Below are 14,104 nucleotides of genomic sequence, written 5' to 3' on the forward strand. Positions count from 1 at the left end.
AGCCGAGATTGCGGCCGTGCTCGACCAGCTCGCCGCCGAGCAGCAACGCGACCAGGATTGGTCCGCGCGCATGCTCGAGACCATGCGGATCTGGTACAACGGCTACCGCTTCGGCTACGAGCCCGGCCCAGGGCTCTATAATCCCACCCTGGCGCTGTACTTCTTCAAGGCCTTAGCCACCACCGGCGCGCCGCCGCGCGAGATGCTCGACAGCAACCTCGCCATGGATCGCAACCGCATCGACTTCGTCGCCCGCCAGCCGCATGGGGAGGAACTCATCGGCGCTGCGCTTGATCCCGAGCACCCGCCACTGATTGCCAGCCTGGCGCACCGCTTTGGTGTTGAAGACCTGCGTCGTGCACCCAAAGACGCGCCTTATCTCGGATCACTGCTGTACTTTCTTGGCGCGCTGACGCTCAGGGACCATACCCCATTCGGTGAACTGGTACTGGGTATTCCCAATCTGGTCATCCGCAAGCTCTATGTCGAGAAGTTCCGTGATCAGCTGTTTCCCAACTACCCCGAGCGCGAAAGCCTCGCTCAGGCCGCCAAGGCCCTGTACGCGGAGGGCGAACTCGCCCCCTTGGTAGAGGTGCTGGAAGCCAACCATCTGCGCGTCTTCGACAACCGCGATTACCGCTGGTCCAACGAGCTGACGGTCAAGACGGTCTTTCTCGTCGCCCTGTTCGCCGACATCTTCTATGTGATGGATTCGGAGACCGCTATCGAGCGCGGCCATGCCGATCTGTCGCTGATCGTGCGCGAGGAGATGCGCCGCTTCGCGCTGCTCGATCACCTGTTCGAGTTCAAATACCTGAGCCTTCAGGATCTCGGCGAGACCGCTGAGACCCTGCGCGCGCAGTCGCGCGAGGCGCTCAGCACCCAGCCCAGGGTCGCCGCCTGCCTGGATGCGGCCGAAGCCCAGCTGGCCCGCCACCGCCAGGGTCTGGAGCAGGCCTATGGTGAGCGCTTGCGGTTGCATACCCATGCCGTGGTCGCGCTCGGCTTTGAGCGCCTGCTGTGGCGGAGTTCATCGGCTGCGTCGGCGTGAGCTGGTGAGACGCCACCACACTTGCAGCGCGTGGGGACGCTACTTGACCGAGGCATGGTCGATAGAGACGCCAAGCTGGCCATAGAGCGTCGGGCCGCTGCTATCGCTGGCGGTGTCCACGGCCTGGGGTTGGCTGACGCAGCCGGCGAGGAGCCCGATCAACAGTGTCGTGAGGATGAGGGTCAGCGTGCGATGGATCATGCTTCGAGCCTATTGCGGTAAGAGAGATCAGTTGATTGACAAGGTCGCCGAAGACCCGTTGCTCATCGCCTATCTCCACTATACCCATCAGAAGTGAGTATTGAGGAGTGAGTGGTGAGTCTTGCTTCGAAAAACAGGGATCTCAGCGTTTGTCTGAGGCGAAAACCCGGGGGCGAAAGGTATAACATGCGCATGATGAGACATCCGACAATCGTTAAGCTGGCTCCCTAGGACCATAACCCAGTGAGCGATTTCTTCAACCTCTATCAGCAGGGCCTGGTCAGGGCCGCGGTCTGTGTGCCCGAGGTGCGGATCAGCAACCCGCCCGCGAATGCGGCGGCGACCATCGCCCTCGCCCGTCGCGCTCATGAGGCCGGTGCGCTCATCGCCCTGTTTCCGGAGCTTGGACTTACCGCTTACAGCAACGATGACCTCTTCCATCAGCAAACCCTGCTCGATGCCGCCCTTGCGGCACTCGCTCAGGTGGTCGAGGCCAGCCGCGCACTTGCGCCTTTAATCGCGGTAGGTCTGCCGCTGCGCATCGACGGGCGCCTGTTCAACTGCGCGGTTGCCATCCATGCCGGTCGCATCCTCGGGGTGACGCCGAAGTCTTATCTGCCGAGCTATCGCGAGTTCTATGAGAAGCGCCAGTTTGCCGCCGCCGATGCGCTGCTCAGGCCTGAGATGGCGTTGCTCGACCAAGCCGTCCCGATTGGGACCGACCTGCTGTTCGAGGCCAGCAGCCTGCCCGGCCTGGTCCTCCACATGGAGCTCTGCGAAGACCTCTGGGCGCCGATCCCACCCAGCACCTATGCCGCCATGGCCGGCGCCACGGTCCTGCTGAATCTGTCCGCGAGCAACATCACCATCGGTAAGGCGAGCTATCGCAATGACCTCTGCGCCGCGCAATCCGGTAAATGCATCGCCGCCTATCTCTACTCCGCCGCAGGCCCGGGTGAGTCGACCACGGATCTGGCCTGGGACGGCCATGCCCTGATCTTCGAGCAGGATCGGCTGCTAGCCGAGTCCGAGCGCTTCCCAAGCACCGAGCAGATGATCAGCGCCGACATCGATCTGGAGCGGTTGCAACAAGAGCGCCTGCGCGCGACCAGTTTTAGCGACAGCATCCGGGCCGAGCGCGAGCGCCTGCAACCGATGCGCCGAGTGCGCTTCAGCCCCGAGCTGCCAAGCGGTGATCTCGGCTTGCAGCGAGCGATCGCCCGCTTTCCATACGTGCCGGCCAAGAGCGCCGAGCGGGATGCGCAATGCTATGAGGCCTATAACATCCAGGTCCATGGTCTAGCCCAGCGCCTGCGCGCCACCGGGATCAACCGGATCGTGATCGGCGTCTCGGGCGGGCTGGATTCAACCCAAGCCCTGTTGGTCGCCGCGCGCACCATGGACCGGCTTGGGCTGCCACGCAGCAATATCCTCGCCTACACTCTGCCCGGCTTCGCCACCAGCCAAGAAACCCGCGCCAACGCCCTCGGCCTGATGCAAGCCTTAGGCACAACCGCCGAAGAGATCGATATCCGGCCGTCCTGTCGGCAGATGCTCGCGGATCTGCGCCACCCCTTCGCCGACGGCGAGCCGGTCTATGACGTCACCTTCGAGAACGTCCAGGCCGGCGAGCGGACCTCACACCTGTTTCGGCTCGCCAACCATCACAACGCGCTGGTGCTCGGCACCGGCGACCTCTCCGAGATCGCACTCGGCTGGTCCACCTACGGCGTGGGCGATCAGATGTCGCATTACAATGTCAATGCGTCGGTGCCCAAGACCCTGATCCAGTATCTGATCCGCTGGGTCATCACTAGCGACCAGTTCGAGGCCCACACCAACGCCCTGCTGCAAGCGATCCTCGACACCGAGATCTCGCCTGAGCTGGTGCCGGCGGATGCCAACTGGGAAAATGCCGATGCCAGCGGCCTACAGAGCACTGAGGCCAAGATCGGCCCCTACGAGCTGCAGGACTTCAACACCTACTGGATCAGCCGCTACGGCCTGCGCCCAAGCAAGGTCGCCTTCCTCGCCTGGCACGCCTGGCATGACAAGACCCAAGGCCAGTGGCCAGAGAATCTGCCCGAGGCACGCCGCCACCAATATGACCTCGCCGAGATCAAGCGCTGGCTCGAGGTCTTTTTGTTCCGCTTCTTCCAGATCAGCCAATTCAAGCGCAGTTGCATGCCGAACGGCCCCAAGGTCGGCTCCGGCGGCTCACTCTCGCCGCGCGGTGACTGGCGCGCTCCTAGCGATGCCGAAGCAAAGATCTGGCTTCAAGAACTGCGCGAGAACGTGCCTGATCTTTGATCCGCAAGCATGGCGGTCACCGGGGTCGGCATGCTCAATCCCAGTCAGCGCCAGCCTTGCCGCCAAGCTTGATACTCAGAGGGCCGCAGGCGGTAACGAGCGATGTTGCCTTCATGGAGGCTCATCATCTCGGTCTCCACAACCTCGACAAACCGCGCCTGATCCTCTAACGGCAACTGCTCCGCGGCACGTTGCCGGACCAATGCCGTCGTCGCCTTCTTGTCCAGCCCGGCGCGAACCAGGGTCGCGACCACCTCGGCAACCAACGTCCGGTAACGCAAGCGGAAGGGGTCCGGCTCGCCCAATGACTGGCGCACGGCAGAGTAGCGTGCGCAGGACCGCTGATAGGCCCAAACGAACACATCGCGTAACAGCTCGATGCGATTCAGCTCATAGACACCCAACACGCCGTCAATATACGCGCGCTCTGGAACATCCACAAAAGACAGCGGGCAGAGATTGTCGCGAATGAGCGGGATATTCGCTGCCAGACGAGAAACGCGCTTGTTCACGTCTTCAAATGGCTGCAGGTAAGCGAGGTGAACGAGGGCAAAGAAGGCCTGCTCAAAAGGGTCAGCAATCGCAGCCGCGGTATCGAGAATATCCCGGAAGCATTCCTCGATGAGCTGTGGTACCTCTAGCGGATGGTAGACGGTTCCGTCGATACCTACCCCTATGCGCCGCAAGCGACCGCCAGCCAACGGATCGGCGAGTAGATTGTCCGCCAGCAGACCACGCAGATTCAGGATCGTGTAGCGATGAAAACCGATCTCGCTGGCCTGCTCGACGAGCAATTCAATGGCCCCCTTGTGGTTCAGGATCATCTGCGCTTCCAGCGCATCCTTACCCTCGGCGACCTCGCCCAATTCGAGCAGGCGCTCGGTCTCAAGCAACGAATAGGTATTCCCTTCCAGGCGACTGGAATTCCAAGAGAGGTCAATCAGCAGACGATTGTAGATGATGCGCGCGTAGGTCCCAGCTGGACGCTCAGCGCCGGGCGGGCGCCCCATCTCCAGCAGACGCTGACGGGTTTCTGAAGGCAAGTACCAAGTTTCATTCGGTCGGTAGTCGTCAAGAAAGGCCCGCCGATAACCAATCGGCTGCCGGTGTTGAATCGGCGCTCGAACCGACTCCTTGATCGCCAACCCTTCGGGCGAGATCGGAACATACAGCTCAGCGCGCGCTGTGGCCGTGACCTTCCCCAGTGTCAGGTTGGCGCTACCGGTGATGGTGACGGGGACGCGATAGCGACGACCTTTGCCCTGCCCCTCGGCCACCAACCGCTTCTGTTCGAGCAGCAAAGCCAGGCGGCGCTGCAGCATGCGCGGCGGAAGTTGATTCGCCAGCCCCTCGCGGATGGTCTGGATCTGCACGCCGTCTGGATGAGCCGCCACGATCGCCAGGATAGTCTCAAGCTCTTGTGTGGAAATCTGCTTTGGCATGCGGAGGATGATATGTCGCCAAAAAAGCGTTTACGCGACAAATCCCCGGTTTATTTGTCGCTAAAAATATTTGGCGTCCTATAAACCGTCTTTTTCGTCGCGAACCTACAGTTATTATGATCGTTTCGTCTGCGTATAGGCAGCAGTCCAAAAGTCGCATTTAGATTCTAGGAGCCTGTCCGACAACCACGCATTCCCGACACGAATCGAGCGCCTACACGCCGCCGCCGCGCAGCCAGCCTTGGCGTCGCCTTCTACCCGCAGGCGGAGGAACTGGACGGCGACCAATTGCTCCGTCAGGCCGATCACGCCATGTACCAGGCCAAGCAGTCGGGCAAGAACCGATTCGCCTTGTCAGCTGACTAGCCGGTCACGTTCTTGGGCTTCTTCCGCCGCCGGACCACCCCCGACGTCTGCGCCTCGAGCGCTGGGAGCTCTTCGGCAGAGGACGCGATCAACCGCTCGTTGTTCAGGGCTGCACTATGGATGCGCAGGCGCTTCTCCTGGCGAACACGCAGGCCATAACCGGCCGCTGCGCCACCGGCGGTTGCGATCGTGAGCAGCCCAAGCGTCAGGAACTGGGCGAACATCATCGCCACGCCGACCCCGACCACGCCACCCACCGCAACCCCTGTACGCAGCTTGGCGCCGCCCGAATCCTTGCTCTTGCGCGCCACCAGCTTGGCCTTCTCGCGCTCGGCTTGCATGCGCAGCTTCTCGCGCTCGCGCGTGTGCTGCTTCTGCTGCTTTGACAGCGTCTGCTCGCGCACGGTGCCAACCACGGAATCGAACCAGAGCGCCACCAAGAAGCCCAGCAACGCGGCGACGCCGGCAAAGAGATAGATCGTCTGCTCGAGATCGGTCATCAGTGCCGTATAGGTGAGCAACGCCGTGGCTGACTGCAGCAGCAGAATGCCGATCAGGAATCGAATTAAACCGCTCAGTCGTCCGCCCAAGATCATACCTCCTCAAAAAGTCGCAGCCGCCGACGCAAGGCCCCGGCCAGGCTCACCGATCAGCCAAATCCAGGTTCCCGATGGCGGCGGCTCAGCACCAGTGTCGAGACGCCGATTGGGAAACATGCCCTGCACACGGCGTCCAATCGCCGACAGGCTCTCCGGACGACCACGCAGCTCGCTGGGGATGGGCCGATCATAAGCGTCAATCAGCGAGTACATGTACTCAGGCCCAAGCCTGTGGAGATCGACGATCAGCAGCGGCACCTGCTCTGACATCGGGATCAACGCTGGTCGCAGGCTGGAGACCAGGAACGGGCCGCTCGAAGACTCGAGCCTGTCCGCCAACTCGACATGGCCAAACACGCGCAGTTGCCGAGCCAGCGCCGCCTGCATCTGCAACGAGAGTCCGGGCCGCGCCCGCTCCGCCAGCGAGGCGCCAGATGATCCCGCGTCGGCAGCCTGTCCAGCCTCTGACCCTGCATCAGAAGACCGTCCTGCATCGAACTGACCATCGAGCAAAGGATCGACCTGGATCAAGAAGCCATGCTGCCCGCGCGCCGCGCCCGACTCAGCAGGGTCTCCAAGCACGTAGGTCTCAATCACGCGCAGCAGTTCATCGTAGGCCGCCGCTTCGCTACCCGGCTGCGGCCCAACCGGACCACCGAGGACAAAGGTGTAGAGATCGTAGCCGGGGCGCGCATCCGCATAGAGCGCTGCTAGGCTGTTGGCGCGCTCGGTCTCAACGTTGCTCGCTGAGGGCAGATAGGCCATTGCATAGAGCACGCCCTTATCGAATACTTTCTGATCAAAATCCTGATCAAAATCCTGATCGAATAAGATGCCCTCGTTCGGCAAGATGGGCGGCTCGCCAGATCCTTGCTGGCGCTCAGGGTCGCCCGTCTCGAAGGTGACTGAGGCCGCGGCACTGCCGGCCGAGCCCGCGTCAAGTCTGCCACCCGAGACACTCGACCCGTCCTCCAAGACAGTCGCACGACCTGCGCGCATCGCGCCCGGCGCCTTGAGCGCATCGCTGCCATCATCGCGCAAGCCACCAGCAGCGCAACCCGCCAGCAGCGCGACGCTGATCAGCACAGTGCTCAGGAGCGTTCCACGCATCGATGTCTCATCACGGAGGTAACGGAGGTTGAACAGGGGTCTAATGAGGTTATCAGGCTGGGAGTATTGAACGGCCAGCAGATGCGCATCATAGCCGATCCGCGCCACCGGCATCAGCGCCGACTCAGGATGCCCGTTGCGAAAGCGACCCTCGAGCCTTAACTCACCGGCACAACGGCGGCAACGATGATCCTGGCCCGTCGGCTAACCGAGCGAGCGACCTCAGGCATGACGAACAAACCCTTCTCGCCTTCCAGCGAAGAGAACAAACAGCCGATCTTGGAGGTCATTGCGCCAAGGTTGACCTCGGCACGCTCCGTGCTCGAGATCGGCAGCGGCACCGGCCAGCACGGCGTCCACTTTGCCTCGGCCTTGCCGCAGTTGCGCTGGCAATGCACTGATGTGGCCTATCACCTGCCCGGGATCAGGCTGTGGATCGAGGAGGCTGGGCTGCCAAACCTGCCTGCCCCATTGGAACTCGACGTCGATGCCGACTGGATCGACGCATTCAGCGGCACTGACTATGACGCGATTTACAGCGCCAATACCGCGCACATCATGTCGCTGGCGCAGGTCGAGCGGATGTTCACCGGCGTCGGCGCACTGCTGCCAAGCGAGGGCCTGTTCCTGCTCTATGGACCCTTTAGCCTCGATGGCCAGCACAACAGCGAGAGCAATGCCCTTTTTGATCGCTCACTGCGCCTGCGCGACCCCCTCAGTGGTGTGCGCGACCGCCGCGATCTCGAACGGTTTGCCGCTGCTGCCGGTCTCGCGCTCGAGGCCGATATCCCCATGCCAGTGAACAACCGCACCTTGCTCTGGCGCCGCCACTAAGATCAAGACAAAGCAGATCAACGCATAAGCCTAAACTGCAGATGGCGCAGATTCCCTGAACCCCCCTTAGGAACGGTGCAAGAATAACCGGAACATCTACTGGCCAGCTAAGCCGTTCTTGGGCGGTCATCTTTGGTGGAGTTGTGCCACTTGTTTCTGAACCGTTACTTATTGAACCAACGTGCATAGCGCGTCGCCACCCTGGACCATGAAGCGCTTGTTTCACGGTAAGGACTGAGAGGCAACACGCTGAGCCAGCGAAGGACTGCGACGCCAGAACTGGCGGAGCCTCCCCCTGGTCAACTGCCAGCAGCGTCCATCGCAGAGATCGAGCTCGATGGCAACGATCTGACCCGTGCGCAAGGCGCTGAAAGCACCCTCCAAGCGGGTCTCCAAACGCGCCGCAGCCGCTGTCCAGAGCCCAGCATCGGCGTCGAGCATGCCGTCCGCCATCTCATCGGCAACCATCAAGGTGCCAGGCTGATCCGCAGGCGCCGCAGCCGGCAGCACCTCAAGCCCAGCAGCCATGGCCAAGCCCCGCGCCAAGGCATGATCAGCGCAGAGGCGCGACCAGCCTGGCGAGCGATTCGGCTCCAGCGCCAGCGGCTGCCAGTGCCCAACGCCCGAGATCCAGAGCGCATTCACCGCCGGTCGCCCACGCTCCTGCCGCGCCTGGTTGACCGGCGACTGGAACAGCAGCATCTGCAGCTCGGTCATCAATGCCGCCCAACGGCCGGCATCGGCACCGGTCGGCAAGAAGCCATCGATGTGGCGCCCGATCACGGTCTCGAGCGGATGGGTCTCGATCTGCGGCGACTCGGCCAGCTCCAGGTACCAGCGCGAGGCCACCGGCGCCACCAGCCGCAGCCCATCGTCGACAAGATGCGCGTTGACCTCTTGCACCAGCGCATCGGCTTCCGCCTGACTGATGCCAAGATGGCGAGCATCAAACAACCGCAGCTGATCGCGATCCGGGCGCAGATGGACCGGGTCAGCCTGCAGCACCATGCCTTGCCGATCCCAGCTCGGATCATCCGCAGCGCGCGCATAAGGCGCACTCGAGGCCGCACCAAAAAGCGTTAACAAGCGCCCTGTCAAGCAAGTGGGCTCGACCTGGGCATTAGGTGCATGCCGCGGCCGACCGCGCTTGAGCAGTAGATCGAGTACCGGTGTTGCTGGGGCCTGCTCAGACAACAGCGGTACCGGACCCAACAGACCCGGCGCAAGCACCCGTAACCCCGCCTTAGCCCCCTGGTCATGCACGGTCATCACTGCACCTCAGTCAGGCCTGATGGATAGAAACAGCAAGGATCTGCGTCTATCTCTATCTCTGTCTCTGTCTCTGTCTGTCTGTGGTTCTTAATCAAACCTCAAAGCTCGCGCGTGGCGAGGAACCGAATATCCGGCCAACGCTCCTGGGTCAGGTCAAGATTGACCCGCGTCGGCGCCAGATACACCAGCTGATCGTCGCCATCCAAGGCCAGATTCTCGTAGGCCTTCTCTTTGAAGCGCACGAGCATCTTCGGATCATCGCACTCGACCCAGCGCGCGGTGTTCACGCTCACCGCCTCAACCACCGCCTCAACGCCATATTCACCCTTGAGCCGATAGGCGGCCACTTCGAACTGCAGCACACCGACCGCGCCGAGGATGATGTCGTTGTTCTTCAGCGGACGAAAGACCTGAGTGGCGCCCTCCTCGCACAGCTGCAGCACGCCCTTCTGCAAGGCCTTGGTCTTCAGCGGGTCCTTGAGCACCACGCGCCGGAACAGCTCGGGCGCAAAATAGGGCACGCCCTCGTACTTGAGGTCTTCGCCGTCGGTAAAGGTATCGCCGATCTGGATGGTGCCATGGTTGTGCAGGCCGATGATGTCGCCCGGCCAGGCCTCCTCGACCTGGCGCCGCTCGTCGGCTTGGAAGGTGATGGCATTAGCCACCTGTACCGACTTGCCGATGCGCACATGGCGCATCTTCATGCCCTTCTTATAGCTGCCCGAGCAGACGCGCAGGAAGGCGACTCGGTCGCGGTGCGCCGGGTCCATGTTGGCCTGGATCTTAAACACGAAGCCGGTGAATTTTTGCTCCTTGGGCTCGACCGGCCGCTCGCGCGTTGGACGCGGCAAGGGCGCCGGCGCGTACTCGACAAAGGCATCGAGCAGTTCCTTGACGCCGAAGTTGTTGATCGCCGAGCCGAAGAACACCGGCGTCTGCTGACCGGCCAGATAGTCATCCAGATCCAGGGGATGGCTCGCGCCCTGCACCAGCTCCAGCTCCTCACGCAGCTCATCGGCCTGGTCACCGAGCAGTTCGTCCATGCGCGGGTTGTTCAGCCCCTCGATCACCTCGCCGGATTGAATGTGGCCGCCGTGCGTGGCGCTGAACAGGTGGGTGCGATCATGGCGCAGGTCGTAAACGCCCTTGAAGCGCTTGCCCATACCGATCGGCCAGGTCACCGGCGCGCAGCGGATCTGCAGCACCTGCTCGATCTCGTCCAAGACCTCGATCGCATCGCGGCCCTCGCGGTCGAGCTTGTTGACGAAGGTGAGGATCGGCGTACTGCGCAGTCGGCAGACGTCCATCAGCTTGATGGTCCGCTCCTCGACGCCCTTGGCGACATCGATCACCATCAGCGCCGAGTCGACCGCGGTCAGGGTGCGATAGGTATCCTCCGAGAAGTCGCCATGGCCCGGTGTATCGAGCAGGTTGACGATCGACTCATGGTAAGGAAACTGCATCACTGAGGAGGTGACCGAGATACCGCGCTGCTTCTCCAGCTCCATCCAGTCTGAGGTCGCATGGCGCGCGGCCTTGCGGCCCTTGACGGTGCCGGCGAGCTGAATGGCGCCGCCGAATAGCAGCAGTTTCTCGGTCAAGGTGGTCTTACCGGCGTCTGGATGCGAGATGATCGCAAAGGTGCGCCGGCGATGGAGCTGTTCTTCCAGCTGGGACATGATCTTGGGCTGCCTGGGTTGGCGCGTCGCAAAACCCACTAGTCTAACCGAGGCTCGGCTCCGGCAGCATCAAAACCTGATGACCTCAAGGCTCAACGAGGTCGGGGGATGTATCAGGGCGCGGACAGAGCGAATACAGCGCCCAGTCGACAGCAGCGGCAGCATCGCCAGCAGCCAGACCAGCATCAACCAGGCCCTTGACGACGCCTGTCGACTCTGCCTTGAGCGCTGCTTGAACCGGTGCCCGGACCGCTACCCTCGCCGCCACCCAGATCACTGCCCGTGCTAGTGTATAGATTGACTCTCATGAGGCGTGAATCCATGCCAATCAGCCTGCCCATTAGCCTACCGGCCTTCGATCCATTTACCGAACTGGCGCTGCTGCTGGTCCTCGCGGCGGCAGCCGGCGCGCTTGCGGTGCGCCTGCGTCAGCCAGTACTGATCGCCTACATCATCGTCGGCATCGCGGTCGGACCGGCAGGGTTCGAGTTGGTGACCTCTCACGATCAGGTCAGCGTGCTAGCGCAGATCGGTGTCTCGGTGTTGCTGTTCGTGGTCGGGCTCAAGCTCGATCTCACGCGCGTGCGCGACATCGGCAAGGTGGCGCTGGCGACCGGCTTAGGCCAGCTCGCCTTCACCATCGTCTTCGGCTTCCTGCTCATCCTGGCGCTCGGCAAAGGCGTCGTCGAGGCGCTCTATATCGCCGTCGCGCTGACCTTCTCGAGCACTATCATCATCGTCAAGCTGCTCTCGGATAAGGGCGAGCTCGATGCCCTGCACGGGCGCATCGCGATCGGCTTCCTGATCGTGCAGGACATCGCCGTGGTGGTGGCGATGATGGCGATGAGCGCGCTTGGCGCTGGCGGCGACGCGCCGGCCTGGGAGATCGCCGTTTCCCTCGCGGCCCGCATCCTCGGCGCGGCCCTGCTGATGTTCCTGCTCATGCGCTACCTGATCCCGCCGCTGCTGCGCAGCATGGCGCGCTCGCAGGAGCTGCTGCTGATCTTTGCCATCGCCTGGGGCACCGGGTTGGCGGCTCTTGGCGAATGGGTCGGCTTCTCCAAGGAGGCCGGCGCCTTCCTGGCCGGCTTCTCGCTCGCCTCCACCGTCTACCGCGAGGCGATCAGCGCGCGTCTGAGCGGCATCCGTGATTTCCTGTTGCTGTTCTTCTTCGTCGACCTGGGCGCCGAGCTCGATTTCTCGACCCTCGGCGCCGAGGTCTTGCCGGCGATCCTGCTCTCGCTCTTCGTGCTCATCGGCAATCCGTTGATCGTCATGGCCATCATGGGCGTGATGGGCTACCGCAAGCGCACCGGCTTCTTGGCCGGACTGACGGTGGCACAGATCAGCGAATTCTCGATCGTTTTCATCGCCATGGGCATCGGCCTCGGCCATATCGGCGTCGAGGCGCTTGGCGTGACGACCCTGGTCGGCATCATCACCATCACCCTGTCGACCTACATGATCCTGTACTCGCAGCCGCTGTATCGGTTGCTGGCGCCGGTGCTCGGCGTCTTCGAGCGCCGCACGCCCTTCCGCGAGATCGCCGCCGAGGCCCAGGTCTCAGCGGATCTGCGCCCGCAGGTGTTGGTGCTCGGCCTCGGCCGCTATGGGCTGCGCTTAGCGAAGCGCTTGAGCGCCGCGGACATGCGCGTGCTCGGCGTCGATTGTGACCCTGATCTGGTGCGCCATCTCACCCAAGACGAGCTCCCGGTCTGCTTTGGTGATGGCCATGACCCGGCCTTCCTCGACACCTTGCCCCTGGACGGGCTGCAGTGGGTGATCAGCACCCTGCCGGATATCGACTCAAATCGGATGCTGCTGCAGGCATTAGCGGAGCGCCGCTTCAACGGCGAGATCGCCGTGGTCGCGCGCGATGAAGCCCGCGGCGCCCAGCTCTGGCGCGCCGGTGCGCCGGTCATCCTCTACCCGTTCCGCGATGCCGTCGATTTCGCCGCTGACAACATCATCGACATCCAGCGCAAACGCACCGCTGAAGGGCGTTAGTCGATTGACGGAAAAGCGCGTTCCGAAGACGCATAGCGCAGAAGGCGAGCGAAAAGACAAGCAAGGCGGTATCAGCTTTGCCAGAAATCGCCTTAAGCAACGACTGGGCAGACAAAACCCTCGGGCTTCACCGCCAACACCGCACAGTCGATCCGTTGCAGCACGGCCTCGGCGGTATTGCCGATGAGCAGACCAGAGACGCCGCTGCGTCCTAGGGTACCGAGCACGAGGATGTCGGCATCGATGCGCGTCGCCAGCGCCGGCAGTTCCTCGCGCGCGGCGCCTTTGGGCAGATGCCGTACTGGTTTTAGCCACTGCATGACCTCGGTCCCAGCGCGTGCCTCCAGATCCGCCAGCGCCTGTTGCAGCGCCTGGCCATGGCGGCGTCGCTCGGCCTCGATGTAGGCGTCGATCTTCGTCTCGGCGGGCGTGGTCAGCATGCCACCGCGCAAGATCGGCTCGCCGAGCGCGGTCCAGGCGTGGGCGACATGCAATTCGGCGAATTCCGAGGTCGCCAGCGCGGCCGCGAGATCCAAGATCGTCGCGTTCAGCGCCTGCTGCTGCGCTTGCTCCTTGGCTGCGACCAGCGGCTCCACATCGACCGCCGCCAACACGCGGCGGTAATTCAACGCATCCTGCGGTCGGCCCAGCCAGAGCGGGCAGGGACATTTGCGCAACAGATGCAGATCCTCGCTGCCAAACAACGCCGCCATTGGCGGCTTGTCGCCAACGCATTTCATCACCAGGTCATGGTCGTGCCGCACGACCTCCCGAATCACCTCGAGAAACAGTTTCCCGGTCAGCACCTTGGTCTCGATCGCGACCGCTTCTCGCAGCGGCTCGACCAGCGCGTTCAGGCGCTGCTCAGATTCGGCGAGGCTCGCCGCTTGCAGATCATCGGTGGTGAGATCCAAGCCCTCCAAGGGTGCTCCAGCCGGCAGCGACTCGATCACCGAGACCACCTTGAGCCGGGCCTGATTGCCCCGCGCCAATGCAACGGCGCGCTCCAGACCGCAAGGCTGCTCGGCATCCTGCTCCAAGACGTAGAGGATATTGGTAAAGTGCTTCATCGCTGATCCGAGCCTCGGTAAGGGGTTCGTGGTTGGCTAGCTAAAAAGAGCCTTTCAACCGCAGATTACGCAGATTAGCGCTGAGATTTCAATACATTGCAGATGATCATTGCTTCACCTGTTGGGTGGCCTTGTGAGTCATCTTAAGACCTTGTTTTATATT

11 protein-coding genes and 1 pseudogene are annotated in these 14,104 nt (G+C 62.6%); 5 read left to right on the plus strand and 7 right to left on the minus strand.

Translation table 11 applies throughout. The features are described 5' to 3' along the window. On the plus strand, positions 1-1,051 hold a 1,051-nt coding region (locus VBE63_RS19590; RefSeq protein WP_323684704.1), incomplete at its 5' end, for an AAA family ATPase. Between the two features lie 39 nt (positions 1,052-1,090). On the opposite strand, the gene VBE63_RS19595 is transcribed toward VBE63_RS19590, so the two are convergent. Further along, on the minus strand, positions 1,091-1,252 hold the full coding sequence (locus VBE63_RS19595) for a hypothetical protein (RefSeq protein ID WP_323684705.1): 162 nt from the start codon (positions 1,250-1,252) through the stop codon (positions 1,091-1,093). A gap of 243 nt (positions 1,253-1,495) precedes the next feature. Between VBE63_RS19595 and VBE63_RS19600 the strand changes: the two genes are divergently transcribed. After that, complete coding sequence (locus VBE63_RS19600) at positions 1,496-3,562, plus strand: NAD(+) synthase (protein WP_323684706.1); 2,067 nt, start codon at positions 1,496-1,498, stop codon at positions 3,560-3,562. A gap of 44 nt (positions 3,563-3,606) precedes the next feature. On the opposite strand, the gene VBE63_RS19605 is transcribed toward VBE63_RS19600, so the two are convergent. Further along, positions 3,607-5,004 (minus strand): Fic family protein, encoded by a 1,398-nt coding sequence (locus tag VBE63_RS19605; protein WP_323684707.1) that lies wholly within the window; start codon positions 5,002-5,004, stop codon positions 3,607-3,609. A gap of 219 nt (positions 5,005-5,223) precedes the next feature. Between VBE63_RS19605 and VBE63_RS19610 the strand changes: the two are divergent. Continuing rightward, positions 5,224-5,370: pseudogene (locus tag VBE63_RS19610) on the plus strand (diguanylate cyclase domain-containing protein); the annotation flags it as partial. Here the strand turns inward: VBE63_RS19610 and VBE63_RS19615 are convergent. Together VBE63_RS19615 and VBE63_RS19620 are read right to left on the minus strand one after the other, a co-directional pair. Continuing rightward, on the minus strand, positions 5,367-5,966 hold the full coding sequence (locus VBE63_RS19615) for a hypothetical protein (RefSeq protein WP_323684708.1): 600 nt from the start codon (positions 5,964-5,966) through the stop codon (positions 5,367-5,369). The pseudogene VBE63_RS19610 and the gene VBE63_RS19615 sit on opposite strands and share 4 nt — an antisense overlap. A gap of 6 nt (positions 5,967-5,972) precedes the next feature. Further along, positions 5,973-7,079, minus strand: a complete 1,107-nt coding sequence (locus VBE63_RS19620) for a hypothetical protein (RefSeq protein ID WP_323684709.1) — start codon at positions 7,077-7,079, stop codon at positions 5,973-5,975. Positions 7,080-7,307: 228 nt separating this feature from the next. Between VBE63_RS19620 and VBE63_RS19625 the strand changes: the two genes are divergently transcribed. Then, on the plus strand, positions 7,308-7,913 hold the full coding sequence (locus VBE63_RS19625) for a DUF938 domain-containing protein (RefSeq protein ID WP_323684710.1): 606 nt from the start codon (positions 7,308-7,310) through the stop codon (positions 7,911-7,913). Positions 7,914-8,135: 222 nt separating this feature from the next. Here VBE63_RS19625 and VBE63_RS19630 read toward each other — a convergent pair whose 3' ends face one another. Then, the gene (locus VBE63_RS19630; protein ID WP_323684711.1) at positions 8,136-9,182 is read right to left on the minus strand and encodes a hypothetical protein; all 1,047 of its coding nucleotides are present in this window, start codon (positions 9,180-9,182) and stop codon (positions 8,136-8,138) included. A gap of 101 nt (positions 9,183-9,283) precedes the next feature. After that, a complete protein-coding gene (locus VBE63_RS19635) occupies positions 9,284-10,864 on the minus strand; it encodes a peptide chain release factor 3 (RefSeq protein ID WP_323684712.1) in 1,581 nt (526 codons plus the stop codon). 321 nt (positions 10,865-11,185) lie between these two features. Here VBE63_RS19635 and VBE63_RS19640 point away from each other — a divergent pair, with 321 nt between their 5' ends. Then, positions 11,186-12,871: a cation:proton antiporter gene (locus tag VBE63_RS19640; RefSeq protein WP_323684713.1), complete on the plus strand. Its 1,686-nt coding sequence runs from the start codon at positions 11,186-11,188 to the stop codon at positions 12,869-12,871. Between the two features lie 92 nt (positions 12,872-12,963). Here the strand turns inward: VBE63_RS19640 and VBE63_RS19645 are convergent, their stop codons facing one another. Next, positions 12,964-13,941 carry a universal stress protein gene (locus VBE63_RS19645; RefSeq protein ID WP_323684714.1) on the minus strand — a complete coding sequence of 326 codons (978 nt, stop codon included), beginning with the start codon at positions 13,939-13,941 and terminating at the stop codon, positions 12,964-12,966. Between the last annotated feature and the right edge of the window lie 163 nt (positions 13,942-14,104).

The sequence above is a fragment of the Lamprobacter sp. genome (assembly GCF_034860625.1).
In the GTDB taxonomy this organism is placed as follows: domain Bacteria; phylum Pseudomonadota; class Gammaproteobacteria; order Chromatiales; family Chromatiaceae; genus Lamprobacter.

Coding starts and splice junctions, on each gene's coding strand:
- VBE63_RS19630 (WP_323684711.1), bottom strand. CDS start 9,182: ATGACCGTGCATGACCAGGGGGCTAAGGCGGGGTTACGGGTGCTTGCG.
- VBE63_RS19640 (WP_323684713.1), top strand. CDS start 11,186: ATGCCAATCAGCCTGCCCATTAGCCTACCGGCCTTCGATCCATTTACC.
- VBE63_RS19645 (WP_323684714.1), bottom strand. CDS start 13,941: ATGAAGCACTTTACCAATATCCTCTACGTCTTGGAGCAGGATGCCGAG.
- VBE63_RS19625 (WP_323684710.1), top strand. CDS start 7,308: ATGACGAACAAACCCTTCTCGCCTTCCAGCGAAGAGAACAAACAGCCG.
- VBE63_RS19620 (WP_323684709.1), bottom strand. CDS start 7,079: ATGCGTGGAACGCTCCTGAGCACTGTGCTGATCAGCGTCGCGCTGCTG.
- VBE63_RS19605 (WP_323684707.1), bottom strand. CDS start 5,004: ATGCCAAAGCAGATTTCCACACAAGAGCTTGAGACTATCCTGGCGATC.
- VBE63_RS19595 (WP_323684705.1), bottom strand. CDS start 1,252: ATGATCCATCGCACGCTGACCCTCATCCTCACGACACTGTTGATCGGG.
- VBE63_RS19615 (WP_323684708.1), bottom strand. CDS start 5,966: ATGATCTTGGGCGGACGACTGAGCGGTTTAATTCGATTCCTGATCGGC.
- VBE63_RS19635 (WP_323684712.1), bottom strand. CDS start 10,864: ATGTCCCAGCTGGAAGAACAGCTCCATCGCCGGCGCACCTTTGCGATC.